This window comes from Arthrobacter sp. zg-Y820 (assembly GCF_030142155.1).
Lineage (GTDB): Bacteria > Actinomycetota > Actinomycetes > Actinomycetales > Micrococcaceae > Arthrobacter_B.
Genome location: NZ_CP126247.1, coordinates 2726327 through 2743839, shown reverse-complemented (window position 1 = coordinate 2743839; position 17513 = coordinate 2726327). Strand labels below are relative to the sequence as shown.

Annotated in this window: 19 protein-coding genes; 16 read left to right on the top strand and 3 right to left on the bottom strand. The window is 64.2% G+C overall.

The genetic code is table 11. From position 1 onward, the window contains the following. Positions 1-7 precede the first annotated feature (7 nt). Both prmC and QNO08_RS12415 read left to right on the top strand, forming a co-directional pair. Positions 8-880: a peptide chain release factor N(5)-glutamine methyltransferase gene (gene prmC, locus QNO08_RS12420; RefSeq protein ID WP_229965201.1), complete on the top strand. Its 873-nt coding sequence runs from the start codon at positions 8-10 to the stop codon at positions 878-880. A 21-nt stretch (positions 881-901) separates the two neighbouring features. Further along, the gene (locus tag QNO08_RS12415; protein WP_442860475.1) at positions 902-1573 is read left to right on the top strand and encodes an L-threonylcarbamoyladenylate synthase; all 672 of its coding nucleotides are present in this window, start codon (positions 902-904) and stop codon (positions 1571-1573) included. On the opposite strand, the gene QNO08_RS12410 is transcribed toward QNO08_RS12415, so the two are convergent. Genes QNO08_RS12410 through QNO08_RS12400 form a run of 3 tightly spaced genes read right to left on the bottom strand, consistent with a single transcriptional unit; the run spans position 1570 to position 4501 of the window. Continuing rightward, positions 1570-2616, bottom strand: coding sequence for an NAD-dependent epimerase/dehydratase family protein (locus tag QNO08_RS12410; RefSeq protein WP_229965202.1), 1047 nt, complete (start codon positions 2614-2616; stop codon positions 1570-1572). The genes QNO08_RS12415 and QNO08_RS12410 overlap by 4 nt on opposite strands. Next, complete coding sequence (locus QNO08_RS12405; protein ID WP_229965203.1) at positions 2613-3605, bottom strand: glycosyltransferase; 993 nt, start codon at positions 3603-3605, stop codon at positions 2613-2615. The genes QNO08_RS12410 and QNO08_RS12405 overlap by 4 nt, the downstream gene beginning before the upstream one ends. Beyond that, positions 3605-4501, bottom strand: coding sequence for a glycosyltransferase (locus QNO08_RS12400; protein ID WP_229965204.1), 897 nt, complete (start codon positions 4499-4501; stop codon positions 3605-3607). Before QNO08_RS12400 ends, QNO08_RS12405 begins: the two co-directional genes overlap by 1 nt. A 157-nt stretch (positions 4502-4658) precedes the next feature. Here QNO08_RS12400 and QNO08_RS12395 point away from each other — a divergent pair, with 157 nt between their 5' ends. From QNO08_RS12395 to murA, 14 genes are all read left to right on the top strand, one after another. After that, positions 4659-6584 (top strand): polysaccharide biosynthesis protein, encoded by a 1926-nt coding sequence (locus tag QNO08_RS12395; protein WP_229965205.1) that lies wholly within the window; start codon positions 4659-4661, stop codon positions 6582-6584. Then, positions 6584-7582 (top strand): MraY family glycosyltransferase, encoded by a 999-nt coding sequence (locus QNO08_RS12390; RefSeq protein WP_229965206.1) that lies wholly within the window; start codon positions 6584-6586, stop codon positions 7580-7582. The genes QNO08_RS12395 and QNO08_RS12390 overlap by 1 nt, the downstream gene beginning before the upstream one ends. Positions 7583-7616: 34 nt before the next feature. Beyond that, on the top strand, positions 7617-8207 hold the full coding sequence (locus QNO08_RS12385; protein ID WP_502863073.1) for a Cg1360 family ATP-synthase-associated protein: 591 nt from the start codon (positions 7617-7619) through the stop codon (positions 8205-8207). Then, complete coding sequence (locus QNO08_RS12380; RefSeq protein WP_229965208.1) at positions 8200-8469, top strand: AtpZ/AtpI family protein; 270 nt, start codon at positions 8200-8202, stop codon at positions 8467-8469. Before QNO08_RS12385 ends, QNO08_RS12380 begins: the two co-directional genes overlap by 8 nt. Positions 8470-8548: 79 nt before the next feature. Beyond that, on the top strand, positions 8549-9355 hold the full coding sequence (atpB, locus tag QNO08_RS12375; RefSeq protein WP_229965209.1) for a F0F1 ATP synthase subunit A: 807 nt from the start codon (positions 8549-8551) through the stop codon (positions 9353-9355). An 84-nt stretch (positions 9356-9439) separates the two neighbouring features. Continuing rightward, positions 9440-9649 (top strand): ATP synthase subunit C-like protein, encoded by a 210-nt coding sequence (locus tag QNO08_RS12370; RefSeq protein ID WP_152219239.1) that lies wholly within the window; start codon positions 9440-9442, stop codon positions 9647-9649. A 42-nt stretch (positions 9650-9691) separates the two neighbouring features. Further along, positions 9692-10240: a F0F1 ATP synthase subunit B gene (locus QNO08_RS12365; protein WP_229965210.1), complete on the top strand. Its 549-nt coding sequence runs from the start codon at positions 9692-9694 to the stop codon at positions 10238-10240. Then, positions 10240-11055: a F0F1 ATP synthase subunit delta gene (locus tag QNO08_RS12360; protein ID WP_229965211.1), complete on the top strand. Its 816-nt coding sequence runs from the start codon at positions 10240-10242 to the stop codon at positions 11053-11055. The genes QNO08_RS12365 and QNO08_RS12360 overlap by 1 nt, the downstream gene beginning before the upstream one ends. A gap of 101 nt (positions 11056-11156) precedes the next feature. Continuing rightward, positions 11157-12794 carry a F0F1 ATP synthase subunit alpha gene (gene atpA, locus QNO08_RS12355; RefSeq protein ID WP_229965212.1) on the top strand — a complete coding sequence of 546 codons (1638 nt, stop codon included), beginning with the start codon at positions 11157-11159 and terminating at the stop codon, positions 12792-12794. Between the two features lie 97 nt (positions 12795-12891). After that, positions 12892-13785, top strand: coding sequence for a F0F1 ATP synthase subunit gamma (locus QNO08_RS12350; protein WP_229965213.1), 894 nt, complete (start codon positions 12892-12894; stop codon positions 13783-13785). Between the two features lie 77 nt (positions 13786-13862). After that, entirely contained in the window at positions 13863-15326 is a 1464-nt protein-coding gene (gene atpD / locus QNO08_RS12345) for a F0F1 ATP synthase subunit beta (protein ID WP_229965214.1), read from the top strand. 5 nt (positions 15327-15331) lie between these two features. After that, complete coding sequence (locus tag QNO08_RS12340; RefSeq protein WP_229965215.1) at positions 15332-15625, top strand: F0F1 ATP synthase subunit epsilon; 294 nt, start codon at positions 15332-15334, stop codon at positions 15623-15625. Positions 15626-15634: 9 nt separating this feature from the next. Then, positions 15635-16063, top strand: a complete 429-nt coding sequence (locus tag QNO08_RS12335) for a DUF2550 domain-containing protein (RefSeq protein ID WP_229965216.1) — start codon at positions 15635-15637, stop codon at positions 16061-16063. A gap of 84 nt (positions 16064-16147) precedes the next feature. Further along, the gene (murA, locus tag QNO08_RS12330) at positions 16148-17413 is read left to right on the top strand and encodes a UDP-N-acetylglucosamine 1-carboxyvinyltransferase (protein ID WP_229965217.1); all 1266 of its coding nucleotides are present in this window, start codon (positions 16148-16150) and stop codon (positions 17411-17413) included. Positions 17414-17513 lie beyond the last annotated feature (100 nt).

Below are 17513 nucleotides of genomic sequence, written 5' to 3'. Positions count from 1 at the left end.
CTTCGACATGGAATCCACCACGCTGGCGGCGGCCCTGCGCGAAGCCGCCGCCATTCTGGCCGGTGCCGGCGTGCCGAGCCCGGCCGTGGACGCTGAGCTTCTCGCTGCCCACCTGCTGGGGGAGTCCCGCGGCCGGGTCAAGGCGCTGGCCTTCACCGACGCACCCGTGCCGCCCGGCTTCGCGGAGCTTGTCGCCGAACGTGCGTCCCGCGTCCCGCTGCAGCATCTGACCGGCACCGCCTCGTTCCGCTATCTCGAGCTGATGGTCGGGCCGGGTGTTTTCGTGCCGCGGCCCGAGACCGAGACCGTGGCGCAGCTCGCCATCGACGCCGCACGCCGGATTGCTGCCGAAGGCAAGGCGCCGGTCAAGGCAGTGGACCTGGGCACCGGATCCGGTGCCATTGCCGCGTCGCTGGCCACCGAGGTTCCGGAAGCCGAGGTGTACGCCGTCGAACTGAGCCCGCTGGCGTTGGCCTGGGCCCGGCGGAACCTCGAGCCGCTGGGGGTGCACCTTCTCCACGACGACCTGCGCACCGCCCTGGCGGACTCCGACGGAACGTTCGATGTGGTGGTTTCCAACCCGCCGTATGTGCCCGCGGACGCGGTTCCCAATGAGCCCGAGGCCGCCGAGCACGATCCGGCCATGGCGCTGTACGGCGGCGGCCGGGACGGACTGGAACTGCCGCTGGCCGCCGCCGGCACCGCTGCCCGGCTGCTGCGCACCTCCGGATACTTTGTGATGGAACATGCCGAGGTCCAGGCCGAGCGGATTGCTGCCCTGCTGGCAGCGCAGCCGTGCTGGCAGGACGTGGCGACACACACTGACCTCAACGGCCGCCCGCGGGCCACCTCCGCGGTGCGGACGGCACACGACATCTGAGAAGAAGGAACGAACTCTCCCGTGACTACCACCTATAACTGCACTGACCCGGACGGCCTGAGCGAGGGCCTGGCCAAGGCCCAGCAGGCCATAGCCGCCAAGCAGTGCGTGGTCCTGCCAACCGATACCGTCTACGGGATCGGCGCTGACGCCTTTTCGCCGCAGGCTGTTGCCACCCTGCTGGCCGCCAAGGGCCGCGGCCGGTCAATGCCGCCGCCCGTGCTGATTCCCCGGATGCAGACGATGGAGGGGCTGGCCGTGGACATCTCGGACGACGCGCGTGCTCTCGCCGAGGCGTTCTGGCCCGGCGGGCTGACCCTGATCTTCCATTCCCAGCCGTCCCTGACCTGGGACCTGGGAGACACGATGGGCACCGTGGCGCTGCGGATGCCCGATGACCGCATCGCGCTGGAGCTGCTGGCGCTGACCGGCCCGATGGCAGTCTCCTCGGCGAACCGCACCGGAAACCCCGCAGCCCAGAGCGCCGCCGAGGCGCGGACGCAGCTGGCCGAATCCGTGGAGGTCTACCTCGAAGCGGGCCACCGGCCTGAGCAGGGCGCCTCCGGTGTGCCCTCGACCATCGTGGACGCCACCTCGGAAATCCTCCGCGTGGTTCGCCCCGGCGCGATCAGCCTGGAGCAGCTCCAGGCGGTCGTGCCCGGAGTTCAGGGACCGGCAGAGGACGCCGTTTAGCGGGAAACCCGTTCGGGAAGTCTCTCCGAAGCCTGGTAGCCGGCCGGTTCGCTGTTCTGCAGCGAGCTCAGGATCTCCTGCACCCGGGGTTCGGGGACACTGCCGGTGGCCTCGGCCCAGCCCGCAACCTGCCGCTGGCCGAACCACATCATCTCCAGCCGGCGCAGCGGACCGTGCAGCCGCTCACCGGCGAGGCCGGAGAGCCGGTAGCCGCACCACAGCGCGCTCCGGCACAGCCACGCGGGCAGGCGGACCGGCTTGCGGCCGCCCGCCGCCTCGAGCACTCCGGCCACCGTCGAGCGTTCCCACGGCTGCAGGACGACGGCGGGGACATCCCCGGCGTAGGACCCAACGGTCGTGATGAACTCCACCAGGGCATCCACGGAGCTGACCGGGGACGGGGCGGTCCCGTCGCCTGCGACCGAGGCCAGCGGAGAGGCCGCCAGGCGGGCGAGCTTGGCGGTGGTGGGACGCTGCAGCCCCTGCACCGACGTCGCCCGGATCGTCACGGCACTGCAGCCGCCGCCGGTGCGTTCCGCGAGGGCACGCTCGCCCAGCGCCTTGGACCGGGAGTAGGCCGAAAACGGCTGCACGTAGCCGGTTTCGTCCAGGTACGGGCGGTGGCCCTGGACGGCGGCACTGCTGAGGTGCACAAAGCGCCGGAGCCCGGCGGAATCTGCCGCGTCGGCGATGACAAGCGGCAGCAGCGAGTTGGCTCCGCGCAGGGCGGGGGAGTCCGTTCCCCCGGGCGTGGCCAGCCCGGCCGCGTTGACAACCACCCGGGCGCCCGTGAAGGCGGCGGCAAGCTCCGCCCGCACCGCCTCCAGGGCGGCGGCCTCAGCGAGCAGCCCCGCTGCATCCTGCGCAGATGACTCCAGCCGCGGTGCCTGGACAGTCCGCACCGTGATGCCGGCTTCCCGCAGGCCGGCGCAGACGGCTGCGCCGATAAAACCTGTGGAGCCCAGCACCACCCAAACGGATGCCGGGGGATCGGCCTGCTGCTGAACTGCGGATGCCTGCGGTGAAGAGAGGTGCTGCGTCAAACCTGATGTTTCCGATCGTGGTGGGGAAGGTCCTCAAGCGGCGGCAGGGGCTGCCATGATTCATCGTGCATGATGGCACGGCTTTCGCGCCAACCGCGCCACAGGCTGCCCACGCCGGAAATGCGGTGCTCCACGGCAAGCAGCCGCAGCACCTCCTTGCCGGCGGTCAGCAGGGTGCCCAGGGCGAAGCCTGCGCGGGAATACCTGCCGTGGGCGAGGAGATACTGGGCGGTGTGCCCGCGGTTGCGCATGGAGTAGAACCGGCTGAGGTCGCTGGAGTCGTTCAGGTGGCGGATGCCCAGGTCAATCTGCTTCTGCGGGCGGACCTTCTGCAGCACGAAGTCGTTGACGTACACCACGTCCGTCAGCCGCGAGGCAAGCCAGCCGTAGATTTCGTCGTCGCCGTTGATGAAGTACCGCGCATCCGGCAGCCCGATCCGGCGGACCAGGTCGGCGGAGATCAGCATGCCTTCGAAACAGCCCACGTTGGTGGAGAAAACCGGCGTATCCCGGAAGACGTTGCCGCGGATGGGAACGTGGATGCCAAGGAACGGCAGGAAGCGGTGCTGCCAAAAAAACGGACTGCCCGCGTCATCCAGGCGCCGGCCGTGGATGCACTGGTACGTGCCGGTCCACTTGATGAGGGCGGCCACCGCACCGGGAAGGACCACGACGTCGTCGTCCATCACCCACAGCCATGACGCACCCTCGGCGAGGGCCCGCTCCACGCCGGCGGAAAACCCGCCGGCGCCTCCGGCGTTGACCGGCAGCCGGAGGTTCACCACCGGCATCGGCAGCCGGGAAGCCGCCGCGCTGATGATGGCCTGGGTGTCATCGGTGCTGGCGTTGTCCACCACGATGATCCGCTCCGGCGCCGGATCCAGCGCAGCCACCGAATCCAGCAGGCCGCGCAGGTAACCGGCCCGGTTAAACGTGGTGATGACCAGTGTCAGGGCGGTTCCGGGCACTGAGAGGTCGGAGCCGCTCATCAGAAACCGAAGTCCGACGGCGGGCCGAAACGGCCGCGCATGCCCGCGGTGTAGGCACGGAACCAGGCGGCAAAGCCACGCGGATCGCGCGTCTTGGCAAAGTGGATGGGATAACCCGCGGCGTCGGCTGCGAAGGAGCGCAGGCGCTTGTATTTCCAGGTCAGGTGGCCGCGGTTGCGGTAGAAGTAGAACTGTTTAAAGGCATTTTCGGGGACCAGCACGTGCAGCCGTTCCCCTGCCACCGGCTTGACCTCGGCCCAGGCGGCGGGATGGGTCAGCGCGACGGAGGTGACGGTGCCGAACCGCACGCCCGCACGGCGCAGCCGAATCATGAAGTCGGTTTCGTCACCCCGGATGAAGAGCCGCAGGTCCGGCAGGCCGACACGGAAGAACACGTCGGTGCGGATCAGCGCACCGTTGAAAAAATGCCCGATGTCGGGGATGAAGCCCAGTTTCTCCACCGCAGCGCGGTCGTGCGTGAGCTTGCCGTCCAGGCGGAAGTGAAAGGACAGGGTGTCGGGGTGTCCCGGAGCGACCACCAGGGGCAGGACAACATCGACGTTGTGTTCCCGTGCGGCCTCGAGCAGGGTCGACAGGCAGTGCGGATCCTCCGGATGGGCGTCGTCGTCCATGATCCAGATCCAGTCCGCGCCGGAGGCCATGGCCGACAGGATGGCCAGCGAAAAACCGCCGGCACCGCCCAGATTTGTGTTGGAGCGGATGTACGTGACGTTCGCCGCCGATGCTTCAGCGATATCCTGAACCGGAGACTTGCCGGAATCCACCAAGGAAACTGACGTAATGTTGCCGCTTTGGGCAGCCAGTGAGCCCAGCAGGGTGGACACGTCGTCGGGACGGTCGAACGTTACAGCTGCTACGGCCACGGTGTCCGGCAAAATGATCCTTTCGGGGCAACCCGGATGAGCGGCCCAAGCCGAACGGAGAAGGGTGTGCAGTTAGAATGCTGATGAGATTCCAGTCTATTACACCGGATTCTTCCGAACTGTGTTTCAACCACCGAGAAGAGAACCGGGGAACCACCCGTTGAGGATTATGAGGCAGACAAGCACGGACGAGCGCGGTCCCATCCGCGACGAAAAGCCTGCGCTGTGGCTGTGGTCGCAGTACATCCTGGACTCGCTGGCGTGGATCGTGGCCATCGTCCTGGCGCTGGTGCTCCGGTACGAGCTCACGGTGGACCAGATCAATCCCGGGGGCGTCGCCGTCTTCTGCGGGGCCGCCGTGCTGGTCCAGCTGATCGTCGGCTATTCCTTCGCGCTGTACCGCGGCCGCTACAGTTTCGGCAGCTTCCACGAGATGCGCCTGCTTGCCATCGTCACCCTGGTGGTTGCCGCCATCCTGGTCCTGGTCAGCGCACTCTTCGGCCTGGCCATCGACATCCCGCGAAGCACCGGAATGATTGCCTTCCCGTTCGCCTGCTTGTTCATGGCAGCCATGCGTTACCTCAAGCGCATGTACGTCGAGGGCAAGGCACGCCCCGGCGATGAGGCCTCCCGCACGCTGGTGTACGGCGCCGGATTCCTGGGCAGTTCCCTCGTGACCCGCATGATGAAGGACCCGGAATCTCCTTACTATCCGGTGGGGCTGATCGACGATGATCCGGCCAAGAAGCACCTGCGCCTGTCCACGGTGCCCGTGCTTGGAAAACTCGAAGACCTGCGCGAAATCGTGCAGCGCACCCGTGCCACCGTCCTGATCATCGCGATCGCCGACGTCGAAGCCCGCCAGGTGCGGCTGGTCACCGACCGCGCCGAAGGACTGGACCTGCGCGTGCTGGTGCTGCCGCCGCTGAAGGACATGCTGAGCAAGGGCGCCGGGGCCGGACTGACCGACTTCCGCGAGGTTGCCGTCGAGGACCTCATCGGGCGCCGCCCCGTGGACATCCATGTGGAGGAAGTTGCCGGCTACCTGACCGGCCGCAAGGTGCTGGTCACCGGTGCCGGCGGTTCCATCGGCTCCGAGCTGTGCCGCCAGATCACGGCCTTCGACCCCGCGGAGCTGATCATGGTGGACCGGGACGAGACGGGCCTTCAGCTCACTCAGCTGTCCATCACCGGCCACGGACTGCTCAACGGCAAGGACACCGTCCTTGCCGACATCCGGGACCCCGACGCCCTGGAACAGATCTTCTCCGACCGCCGGCCCGACGTCGTTTTCCACGCCGCCGCGCTCAAGCACGTCTCGCTCCTGGAGCAGTATCCGCAGGAGGCCTGGAAGACCAACGTGCTGGGAACCGCGAATGTCCTGCGCGCGGCCAAAAAGGCCAAGGTCAAATACTTTGTGAACATCTCCACCGACAAGGCGGCGAATCCCACCACTGTGCTGGGGCACTCCAAGCGCGTGGCCGAGAAGCTCACCGCCTGGATGGCCGACAGCAGCGGCGAACGCTATGTGTCGGTGCGGTTCGGCAACGTCATCGGCAGCCGTGGCTCCATGCTGCCGCTGTTCACCGAACAGATCCGCCAGGGCGGGCCGCTGACCGTGACGGACCCCGAGGTCACCCGCTTCTTCATGACCATTCCCGAGGCCTGCCAGCTGGTGATCCAGGCGGGTGCGATCGGACGCGGCGGTGAAGTGCTGATCCTTGACATGGGCGAGCCCGTGAAGATCCTGGACGTCGCCCGGCGGATGATCGACATGTCCGGCAAGGACATTGAAATTGTGTTCACCGGGCTTCGGCAGGGTGAAAAGCTGCACGAAATCCTGGTCGGGACGGGCGAAGACGACTCACGTCCGCTGCACCCGAAGATCTCCCACACGGCAGTCGACGAGCTCAACCCCTCGGACCTGCGGTTCGAGGACTGGCTGCACAAGTGCGGCGTGGACTCCCACGGAGAGGTCCTGCCCCCGGTCACGGGCATCGGGGGAGTGCCCGGGGCAGCGCACGGGGGAGTGTCCGCCGAGCGGGCCCGCGTGCATCCGTTCAACGGCGGCACGGCGGAACGGCGGACGGGCTGATGCTGCTGGCCCTGTGTGTCGGTGCAGCCTTCCTGGTGAGCCTGCTGCTTCCCTTCGCCTTCATACCCCTGCTGCGCCGGCTTGGTGTCCTGGACATCCCGAACGAGCGCTCCTCCCACACCAAGGAGATTATCCGCGGCGTCGGCGTGACCATCGCCGCAGGCGTCCTGCTGGGGCTGATGCTGTCCCTGTTGACCGGCCTGGTGGCCGTTGACCGCTCGATTGTGCTCATCCTGATCGTGATCATCGCGTCGGCGTCCCTGCTCGGCTGGATTGAGGACTTCCGCGGCCTGTCCGTCCGGCTGCGCGCCGGACTGCAGCTGGCGCTCGGAGTCCTGGGCACCACGGCACTGGTGTGGACCATGGAGCAGAGCTACTGGTGGGTGCCCGTGGGGGCGCTGGCCATCGCCGCCTACATCAACGTCGCCAACTTCATGGACGGCGTCAACGGCATCTCGGGGCTGCACGGAATCACCGTGGGAGTCCTGTACGCCGTCGGCGGTCTGCTCAGCGACCACGTCTGGATGACAGTTGCCGGAGCAGTCACCGCCGCCGCCTTTGCCGCTTTCCTGCCGTGGAACCTGGGCCGCGGATCGGTGTTCATGGGCGACGTCGGCAGCTACCTCCTGGGAGCATCGATTGCCGGCACCGCGGTGGCCGCCTTCCTCGCCGGCGTCAACGTGGAGTATCTGCTCTTCCCGATCCTCATCTACTTGGCTGACACCTTTTCCACCCTCCTGATGCGCATCAGCCGGGGAGAGCGCTGGTACGCGGCGCACCGCCAACACGTCTATCAGCGACTGACGGACGCGGGGCTCAGCCATCTGCAGTCGGCGGCCGTGGTCACCGTGTGCACCCTGCTGACGGGGACGGCGGGGCTGGTTGTGGCCGGCGCCGGCGATGTGCTCAAAGTCGCCGTGACCCTGTTCGCACTGGCGGTGGTGGTGTTTTACCTGCTGTCGCCCCGGATCTTCGACCGGCAGCGCACCCGCGTGTGAGCCTGCATGACGCGCACGGCCGGCGGCAACTTCTATGTGTTGTAGAATTTCTTCTGTCGCGGATTCCCGCGCCGCAGCTCCCACCCGCACCGGCCCGAAGGATGTCCCAAGAGTTATGAGCCCCGCAGACGGTGCCCTGACTGGACGTCCCCTTGTCGCCTCCGGACCCACTTCGAATCCCTGGCTCGGTATCTTCCGAGCCTCAATGAAGTGGACGGGAATGCTGGTTGTCGTTCTCGGCGCGGCTTCCTTAATTGCTGCCGGCACCACGGGCCTCGGCAGCGTGCTGTTCGGCTGGGCGCTCGTCGCGGCGTTCAGCGGCGTCAGCCTCCTGATCGTCCATGTAGTGGGCCGCGACAATCCGCACGGCGCCATGGCAATGTTCGCTTTGATCTACATCGTCAAAGTGGTCCTCTTCGCCGCGGTGCTGTTTATGATCGGCAGGCCCGCGTGGCTGGACGCCACGTGGTTCTTCACCGCCGCCATCCTCACCGTGGTGGTGTGGCAGATCGCGGAAATTCGTGCCTTCTCCCGGATTCGTTTCCAGCTTTACGACGACGAGCCGCAGCCGACGCCTGCGCCGGCCCGGGAACCATCTTCAGTAAAAGGGGAAAAGGATGTCTGAAAAACCCGGGTTCGACCCCGAGTCCACGTACGACTCCGGCATGCGCGTCTTCAGCTATATCATTGGCGGGATCGTCGCCTGGGGTTTGGTAGGGTGGTTTTTGGACAATCTGTTCGAGACCCAGTGGTTGGTGCTCGTCGGCATTCTTTTCGGAGCCGCCGCCGGATTTTACCTGACCAAAGTGCACGGCCTGACCGGAAGCAAACCTGCGAAAGCCAGCGTCGGCCCTCCAGCCCACGACCGTGAAGAAGCCGAACAGTAATGCCAAAGATTTTAGACCGGGCAACTACCCTTGCCCCGATTCACACGCCCGATGAAGGACACAGCAGAGAGGAAACGCGTTGATCGCGCTTGCACTCCCGGCCACTAATGAAGGTGGATTCGTTCCGCCGGCCATTTCAGATATGCACCTCCCTGAGATTTTCCCGTGGGGCGCCGAATACGGTACCGGTGTTGGCAAGCAGATGCTGCTGGTCATCATCTCAGTTGTCATCATCGCTGTGTTCTTTATTCTTGCTTCCCGCAAGGGAAAGCTCGTGCCGGGACGCCTGCAGTTCCTGGGCGAATGGGGTTACGGCTTCGTCCGTAACAGCATCGCCAAGGACGTAATCGGCGAGCGGGACTTCCTTAAGTTCGTTCCGTTCCTCTTCGCACTGTTCTTCTTTATTGTTGTCAACAACATTTACGGTGCCATTCCGTTCATCCAGCTGCCCAGCTTCTCCCACCCGGGCGGAGCGTACCTGCTGGCAGCAATCGTCTACGTGACGTGGATCGGTGTTGGCATCAAGAAGCACGGTATGAAGTACTTCGTGAAGGCGACGGTTCCGTCCGGCGTGCCGTGGTACATCCTCCCCGTTCTGGTTCCGATCGAGATCATCTCCAACTTCCTGGTCCGGCCGATCACGCACAGCCTGCGTCTGTTCGCCACCATGATGTCCGGACACTTGATCATCATGCTCGCCGGCGCCGGCATCGAATACCTCCTGGTCCTCCAGGACAACATCCTGCTCCAGGCCTCCTCGGTGCTGGTTCTAGGCGGCGGTATCGCCATGTACATGCTTGAAGCACTGATCATGGTGCTCCAGGCCTACGTTTTCACTCTGCTGACCGCCATTTACATCCAGGGCGCGCTGGCAGACGATCACTAAGCTTTCCCTCCGGGAAACCTAAGCTTCCCCTCGGGGAAACCCCAAGCAACCTGCCCTTCAGGGCATCTTGAAAGGAAAAAACACATGGAAATCGAAGGTAGCCTCAACGCAATCGGCTATGGCCTCTCCGCAATCGGCGGCGCAATCGGCGTGGGCCTCGTCTTCTTCGCTTACATCAGCGGCGTTGCACGCCAGCCGGAGGCACAGCGTGTACTCCAGCCGATCGCATTCCTGGGTCTGGCACTGACCGAAGCCCTCGCTATCCTTGGTCTGGTTCTCGCGTTCATTGTCTAGTCCGAACCGACTGACCCACCAAGCAGATAGGACGGGTGCATTATGGATCAGGTAGTCATGTTGGCAGCCTCTGAAGGCGCCAGCCCCCTGATGCCCAACATCTGGGAAATCCTGGTGACGGGAATCAGTTTCGCCATACTGATGTTCATCGTCGTCAAGTTTGTGGTGCCGGCCTTCGAGAAGACGTTTGCGGAGCGCACGGAAGCCATCGAAGGCAACATTGCCAAGGCCGAAAAGGCCCAGGCAGAAGCCAGCGCAGCGCTGGTCGAATACAAGGCACAGCTTTCCGATGCCCGGGCAGAAGCCAACGCCATCCGCGAAGAAGCACGCGCTGAAGGCGCCCAGATCCTCGCGGAGCTGAAGGCCAAGGCCGCTGCTGAGTCCGCACGGATCACCGAGCAGGCACAGGTGCAGATCGCTGCAGAGCGGCAGGCGGCTGTTACGTCGCTCCGCGCTGAGGTCGGCACACTGGCAACCGAGCTGGCCGGACGCATCATCGGCGAGACGCTTGAGGATGACGCCCGCGCCGCACGCGTGGTGGACCGTTTCCTTGGGGAACTGGAAAACGAGAACGCAGGTGCAGCTAGGTAATGGCAGGAGTATCGAGCGAATCACTGGCCGTGGCGCAGAAGCAGCTGGAAGCCAAGCTTCCGTTTGCTTCGCTGTCACTGGCAGAGGAACTCTTTGGAATCCTGGGCGTTCTCGACAGCAGCGCCGGTATCCGGCGTGCGCTGACCGATCCCGCCCGTCAAAGCGATGCCAAGGCGGCGCTGGTTGCACAGCTGGTACGCGGCAAGGTTTCGGCAGACGCCGAGGCCATTGTTGCTGATCTGGTCTCCTCGCGTTGGCGGTCTCCGCGTGACTTGGGTGATGCGCTCGAGGAACTGGCTGCCACTGTTGTTTCAGCAACGGCAGAAAACCGCGGATCGGGTCTTGCAGGCCTAGACGCCTTGGAAGACGACCTGATCCGGTTCCGCCGGGCAGTCGCTTCCAGCCACGAACTTCAGCGGGCTTTGTCCGAGCCGCAGGCATCGCCTGAGGCAAAGGTCATTCTGGCGCAGAAGCTGGTGCCCGGGGCAAGCCCCGAAGCACTGGTACTGATCCGCCAGGCAGTCACGCATCCGCGCGGCCTGAAGCCCAGTGCCCTCGTGGCACGCTTCCTGGATCTCGTTGCCGGGCGCCAGAAGCGCTGGATTGCCGAGGTTCGGGCCGCCCGTCCGTTGACCCAAGAGCAGCTTTCGCGTCTGCAGTCCTCTCTTAATGGACTCTACGGCCGTGAGTTGAAGATCAACGCCGACGTTGAACCGTCACTGATCGGCGGCGTGCGGATCGCAGTGGGAGACGAGATACTGGATTCATCAGTAGTTTCCCGTCTGTCCGACCTCCGTCGGAAGCTCGCGGTCTAGCCGTCCCGCGGGACGGTTGAGACCAGTTCAGATCATTTGAGAATTAATCACGGTCATCGGCACCAAGCGATGATCACAACACAGGAGAGCAGGGACTGCAGATGGCCGAATTGACCATCAACGCCGACGACGTCCGTAATGCGTTGAACGAATTTGCGGCGTCCTACGAACCCGGAAACGCAGAGCGCGTTGAAGTTGGCCGCGTAACAACCGCCAGCGACGGCATTGCCCGTGTGGAGGGCCTGCCCTCCGTCATGGCGAACGAGCTGCTTCGGTTCGAGGACGGCACACTGGGCCTCGCCCAGAACCTTGACACCCGTGAAATCGGTGTCGTTGTACTCGGCGACTTCGCCGGGATCGAAGAAGGCCAGGAAGTTCACCGCACCGGTGAAGTCCTGTCCGTACCTGTCGGGGACAACTTCCTCGGCCGCGTTGTCGACCCGCTGGGCGAGCCGATGGATGACCTGGGCCCGATCGAGGCCGAGGGACGCCGCGCACTGGAACTTCAGGCGCCGGGCGTAACCCAGCGCAAGTCGGTACACGAACCGCTTCAGACCGGTCTCAAGGCTATCGACGCCATGATTCCGATTGGCCGCGGACAGCGCCAGCTGATCATCGGTGACCGCAAGACGGGTAAGACCGCCATTGCCGTTGACGCCATCCTTAACCAGAAGGCGAACTGGGACTCCGGAGATGTTCAGAAGCAGGTGCGCTGCATTTATGTAGCCATCGGCCAGAAGGCATCGACCGTTGCTGAAATCAAGCGCACCCTCGAAGACAAGGGCGCAATGGAGTACACCACCATTGTTGCTTCCCCCGCTTCGGACCCCGCCGGTTTCAAGTACCTGGCTCCCTACGCCGGTTCGGCCATTGGCCAGCACTGGATGTACGGCGGCAAGCATGTACTGATCATCTTTGATGACCTGTCCAAGCAGGCCGAAGCCTACCGCGCCGTATCCCTGCTGCTCCGGCGCCCGCCGGGACGCGAAGCTTACCCGGGCGATGTGTTCTACTTGCACTCCCGCCTGCTGGAACGCTGCGCGAAGCTCTCCGATGAGCTCGGTGCCGGTTCGATGACGGGCCTGCCCATCATCGAGACCAAGGCAAATGACGTGTCGGCGTACATCCCGACCAACGTCATCTCCATCACCGATGGTCAGATCTTCCTGCAGTCGGACCTCTTCAACGCCAACCAGCGCCCCGCCGTCGACGTCGGTATTTCCGTCTCGCGCGTCGGTGGAGCTGCTCAGCAGAAGGCCATGAAGAAGGTCTCCGGTACTTTGAAGCTGGAACTGGCCCAGTACCGCGACATGCAGGCATTCTCCATGTTTGCTTCGGACCTCGATGCAGCCACCCGCCAGCAGCTCACCCGCGGTGCGCGTCTGATGGAACTCCTCAAGCAGGGTCAGTACGCTCCGTACCCCGTTGAAGAGCAGGTTGTTTCGATCTGGGCCGGCACCAACGGCTACCTGGACGATGTTCCCGTGGAAGATGTTCTCCGCTTTGAAGGCGAGTTCATCGACCACCTGAAGCACAGCACCTCGGTGCTGACCACCCTGGCGCAGACGGGCAAGCTTGAGGACTCCACTGTGGAGGAACTCAAGAAGCGCGTAGTCGCGTTCAAGGAAGGATTCTTCGGCGAAGGAGACAACCACATGGTTGCCGCCGGCCACGAAGAGTACGCAGCCTTGGGCGAAGACGCTGTTGACCAGGAAAAGATCGTCAAGCAGAAGCGCTAGCGGCTCTTCGTTCCGCGTCCGGATCATCTGATCCGGACGCGGAACCCTTGCCAAAGCCTTAGCCCCTAGTAGAACGCTAGGAACTGAAAGGAAAAGTATGGGAGCCCAAATTCGGGTCTACCGTCAGAAGATCGCTTCGACGACGTCGATGCAGAAGATCTTCAAGGCGATGGAGCTGATTGCTGCCTCTCGCATTGGAAAGGCACGCACCCGTGTGGCTGCGTCATTGCCGTATTCCAATGCGATCACCCGTGCCGTTTCTGCTGTGGCGTCCCAGTCGGAAATCGATCACCCGCTGACTACCGAGCCGGAGCAAATCCGCCGGGCAGCCATGGTGGTTCTGACTTCCGACCGCGGTCTTGCTGGTTCGTACTCCGCCAGTGTGCTGAAGCAAAGCGAATCCTTGGCCGAACTGCTCCGTGAAGAGGGCAAAGAGGTCAAGACCTACCTGGTGGGACGTAAGGCGCAGGCCTACTACGACTTCCGTGAGCGCGAAGCTGCGCGTGTCTGGACCGGAAACACCGATGCACCGGACTTTGAAACAGCCCGCGAAATCGGCCAGGCACTTCTTGATGACTTCAACACTGACTACGAAGACGGCGGCGTGGATGAAATCCACATTGTCTACACGCGCTTCAAGTCGATGGTTGTCCAGGAACCCACGGTGATCCGCCTGCTTCCGCTGGAAGTAGTCGAGGAAGAAGCACAGTCCGAGACTGAGCTGCTGCCTCTCTACGAGTACGAGCCCGAGCCCGAAAAGGTTCTTGACGCACTGCTGCCGCGCTACATCGAGTCGCGCATCTTCGCAGCCATGCTTCAGGCAGCCGCTTCCGAGCTCGCCGCCCGCCAGCGCGCAATGAAGTCCGCAGGGGACAACGCCTCCGACCTTATTAAGAAGTACACGCGACTTCGCAATAACGCCCGCCAGGCCGAGATCACCCAGGAACTGTCCGAGATCGTGGCCGGTGCCGACGCGCTCAGCGCGTCCTAGCTCCAGCCGCCAACCGGCGTAGTTCCACCAGAAGCAAACTTAGTCCACACGCCATCTAACTGAGTGAAGTGAGAGAGATGACTGCCCAAACTGTCGAGCACGGATCTAATTCCGTAGCCTCGGGTGCCACCGGCCGTATCGCCCGTGTCATCGGCCCGGTTGTCGACGTCGAATTCCCGGCTGACGCAATTCCCACCATCTACAACGCGCTGACCACCGAGCTGACGCTCAACGGTGAGACCCGCACCATTACGTTCGAAACGTCCCAGCACCTCGGCGACAACCTCGTGCGCGCCATCTCCATGCAGGCCACCGACGGCCTGGTCCGCGGCGCAGCCGTCAAGGATACCGGCGCACCGATCCATGTCCCCGTGGGCGACGGCGTCAAGGGCCACATCTTCAACGTCCTGGGCAAGCCCCTGGACGTTCGCGAAGACGAGCTCGAAATCACCGAGCACTGGCCGATCCACCGCAAGGCTCCGAACTTTGCGGACCTTGAGGGCTCCACCGAGATGCTGGAAACCGGCATCAAGGTGATCGACCTTCTCACCCCGTACATCAAGGGTGGAAAGATCGGCCTGTTCGGCGGCGCCGGTGTCGGCAAGACCGTGCTGATCCAGGAAATGATCACCCGTGTTGCCCGCAACTTCGGTGGTACGTCGGTATTCGCCGGTGTCGGCGAGCGTACCCGTGAGGGCAACGACCTCTGGGTTGAAATGGAAGAGGCAGGCGTCCTGAAGGACACCGCCCTTGTATTCGGCCAGATGGATGAGCCGCCGGGAACGCGTCTGCGCGTGGCCCTGTCCGGCCTGACCATGGCGGAGTACTTCCGCGATGTGCAGAACCAGGACGTGCTGCTCTTCATCGACAACATCTTCCGCTTCACGCAGGCAGGTTCCGAAGTTTCAACGCTTCTGGGCCGCATGCCGTCCGCCGTGGGCTACCAGCCGAACCTGGCTGACGAGATGGGTCTCCTGCAGGAGCGCATCACGTCCACCAAGGGTCACTCGATCACGTCGATGCAGGCCATTTACGTGCCTGCTGATGACTACACCGACCCGGCCCCGGCCACCACGTTCGCGCACCTGGACGCCACCACGGAACTTTCCCGTGAAATCGCCTCGCGCGGCCTGTACCCGGCCGTGGATCCGCTGACGTCCACGTCGCGCATCCTCGACCCGCAGTACGTGGGCCAGGAGCACTACGACACGGCTGTCCGCGTCAAGCAGATCCTTCAGAAGAACAAGGAACTGCAGGACATCATCGCCATCCTCGGCATCGACGAGCTGGGCGAAGAGGACAAGATTGTTGTGGCACGTGCACGCCGCATCCAGCAGTTCCTGTCGCAGAACACCTACACCGCCAAGCAGTTCACCGGCGTCGAGGGCTCCACGGTCACCATCAAGGAAACCATCGAGGGCTTCAAGGCCATCTGCGACGGCGACGTTGACCACATCGCCGAGCAGGCTTTCTTCAACGTCGGCAGCATGGACGATGTAGAGCGCAACTGGGCGAAGATCCAAGAGCAGACCGGGAAGTAAGCCCTATGGCGAACACTGCTGAACTCGAAGTTGAGATTGTTGCCGCTGACCATTTTGTCTGGTCCGGCGCGGCGAAGATGGTCAAGGCACGTACCAGCGAGGGCGACGTCGGGATCCTTCCCGGCCACACCCCGCTGCTGGCCATCCTGGCCGAAGGCGAAATGGCCATTGAACCGGTGTCCGGCGCGCGCTTTACGGTGAACGTTGACGGTGGTTTCTTCTCCGTCGACCGCGACCGCGTGGTGATTGTCGCTGACAACGCTCAGATGAACGACGCAGCCAACGCTGGGACTCGCTGACCCTTCCCAATGAGCAGCTCTTATGTGTTCATTGCGCTGGCAGGGCTTCTCTGCCTGCTGGTACTGGCAGTGGTTCTGTTCGGGGTGCGCCGCAGCCAGCTGCGGCGCGCCCTCGGTACTTTCGATGCCTCCATTTGCCTCCCGCCCGGCGGGTGGCAGATGGGGGTTTGTCGTTATACGGACACCCACCTGGAGTGGCTGCGCCTTATTTCGCTCAGCCCGCGTCCGCCCCACCGCTTCCTGCGCAGCTCCCTGGAGATCGGCAGCTGGCGGCAGCCGACCGAAGCTGAGCGTGCCCGCATCCAACCGGGCGCCATTGTGGTGAACCTTGAATACGAGGGCCGCGAAGTACTGGTCGCCATGAGTTACGAGGTCTACACGGGCCTCTCCTCGTGGCTGGAAGCCGGCCCCGTCATCGGCATCGGAACCTGGCGCTGACGCAAGACCAAAACGTCCGCCGCCTTTGACCTTTCCCAGTTGGTTGGGCGTCTTGGTAATTCGAACCCACCTTAGTATTAAGGGATGGAAGACGTCATAGTTGTTACCGGGCCGTCCACGCTCAACGGAGCTGTCAGTGTCCCCGGAGCCAAAAATAGCGTCCTGAAACTCATGGCAGCCACGCTGCTTGCGCAGGGACGCTCCACCATCACCAACGTTCCCAACATCCAGGATGTCTGGATCATGGCCGAGCTGCTGCGCAGGTTGGGCTGCACCGTCGACTACGACGTCGAAGCGGCCGCCGTTTCAGTGGAGGTCCCCGAAGTGCCGGGGCACCAGGCCGACTACGACTTGGTGCGGGCCATGCGTGCCTCCATCTCCGTTCTGGGTCCTCTGGTGGCCCGCTGCCGGCAGGCCGAAGTTGCGCTCCCCGGCGGGGACGCCATCGGCTCCCGCGGTCTGGACATGCACCGCGCCGGACTGGAGCTGATGGGCGCCACCATCACCATTGACCACGGCTACCTTGTCGCCTCCGTGCCTGAAGGCCTGATCGGCGCCCGGCATCTCTTGGACTTTCCCTCCGTCGGTGCCACCGAGAACCTGATGATGGCTGCCACCTTGGCCGCCGGCACCACGGTGATCGACAACGCGGCGCGCGAACCGGAGATCACCGACATCGCCGAGATGCTCAACGAGATGGGCGCGCGGATCTCCGGGATCGGAACCAACACCCTCGTCATCGAAGGCGTGGAGCGGCTGGAACCGGTGGTTCACCGTGTGGTGCCTGACCGCATTGTTGCCGGCACCTGGGCATTCGCGGCGGCTGTCACCGGCGGCTGCATAGAGGTGCGGAACGCCGACGCCTCTGCCCTGGCCGTGGTGCTGGACAAGCTGACACAGGCCGGCTGTTCGGTCACGGTGGGGGAGGACAGCTTCACCGTGAAGGGTCCGGAGCGCCCGGAGCCGATCAACGTCTCCACCCTTCCCTACCCGGGATTCCCCACCGATCTGCAGCCGTTCGTTGTCACCCTGAACGCTGTGTCCAGCGGCTCCGGCATGGTCACGGAGAACGTCTTTGAGGCGCGCTGGGGGTTCACCTCGGAGCTGGCGAGGCTGGGGGCCGGCATCCGCTTGGACGGGCACCATGCCCTGATCCAGGGCGTCCCGAGACTCTCCGGGGCTCCGGTGGAGGCCAACGACATCCGGGCCGGCGCCGCCCTGGTGATCGCCGGGCTCGCTGCCGAGGGGACCACCGAGGTGCGGGGCGTGGACCACATCGACCGCGGGTACGAGCATTTCATGGAGAATCTCCGCGGCCTGGGCGCGCAGGTCGTCCGCCGGCGGAGCTGACGGCCACAGGTACGTTCTCCCAACAACAAAGTCCCCGGCGAATGCCGGGGACTTTGTTGTTGGTCCGGAGGAACCGGAGCCGAAAAGCGTGGTGACGCTA

Excerpts from the sequence above, each read along its gene's own strand:
- prmC (WP_229965201.1), top strand. The coding sequence starts at position 8 with ATGGAATCCACCACGCTGGCGGCGGCCCTGCGCGAAGCCGCCGCCATT.
- QNO08_RS12405 (WP_229965203.1), bottom strand. The coding sequence starts at position 3,605 with ATGAGCGGCTCCGACCTCTCAGTGCCCGGAACCGCCCTGACACTGGTC.
- QNO08_RS12395 (WP_229965205.1), top strand. The coding sequence starts at position 4,659 with ATGAGGCAGACAAGCACGGACGAGCGCGGTCCCATCCGCGACGAAAAG.
- QNO08_RS12390 (WP_229965206.1), top strand. The coding sequence starts at position 6,584 with ATGCTGCTGGCCCTGTGTGTCGGTGCAGCCTTCCTGGTGAGCCTGCTG.
- QNO08_RS12385 (WP_502863073.1), top strand. The coding sequence starts at position 7,617 with ATGTGTTGTAGAATTTCTTCTGTCGCGGATTCCCGCGCCGCAGCTCCC.
- QNO08_RS12380 (WP_229965208.1), top strand. The coding sequence starts at position 8,200 with ATGTCTGAAAAACCCGGGTTCGACCCCGAGTCCACGTACGACTCCGGC.
- QNO08_RS12370 (WP_152219239.1), top strand. The coding sequence starts at position 9,440 with ATGGAAATCGAAGGTAGCCTCAACGCAATCGGCTATGGCCTCTCCGCA.
- QNO08_RS12365 (WP_229965210.1), top strand. The coding sequence starts at position 9,692 with ATGGATCAGGTAGTCATGTTGGCAGCCTCTGAAGGCGCCAGCCCCCTG.
- QNO08_RS12360 (WP_229965211.1), top strand. The coding sequence starts at position 10,240 with ATGGCAGGAGTATCGAGCGAATCACTGGCCGTGGCGCAGAAGCAGCTG.
- atpA (WP_229965212.1), top strand. The coding sequence starts at position 11,157 with ATGGCCGAATTGACCATCAACGCCGACGACGTCCGTAATGCGTTGAAC.
- QNO08_RS12350 (WP_229965213.1), top strand. The coding sequence starts at position 12,892 with ATGGGAGCCCAAATTCGGGTCTACCGTCAGAAGATCGCTTCGACGACG.
- atpD (WP_229965214.1), top strand. The coding sequence starts at position 13,863 with ATGACTGCCCAAACTGTCGAGCACGGATCTAATTCCGTAGCCTCGGGT.
- QNO08_RS12340 (WP_229965215.1), top strand. The coding sequence starts at position 15,332 with ATGGCGAACACTGCTGAACTCGAAGTTGAGATTGTTGCCGCTGACCAT.
- QNO08_RS12335 (WP_229965216.1), top strand. The coding sequence starts at position 15,635 with ATGAGCAGCTCTTATGTGTTCATTGCGCTGGCAGGGCTTCTCTGCCTG.
- murA (WP_229965217.1), top strand. The coding sequence starts at position 16,148 with ATGGAAGACGTCATAGTTGTTACCGGGCCGTCCACGCTCAACGGAGCT.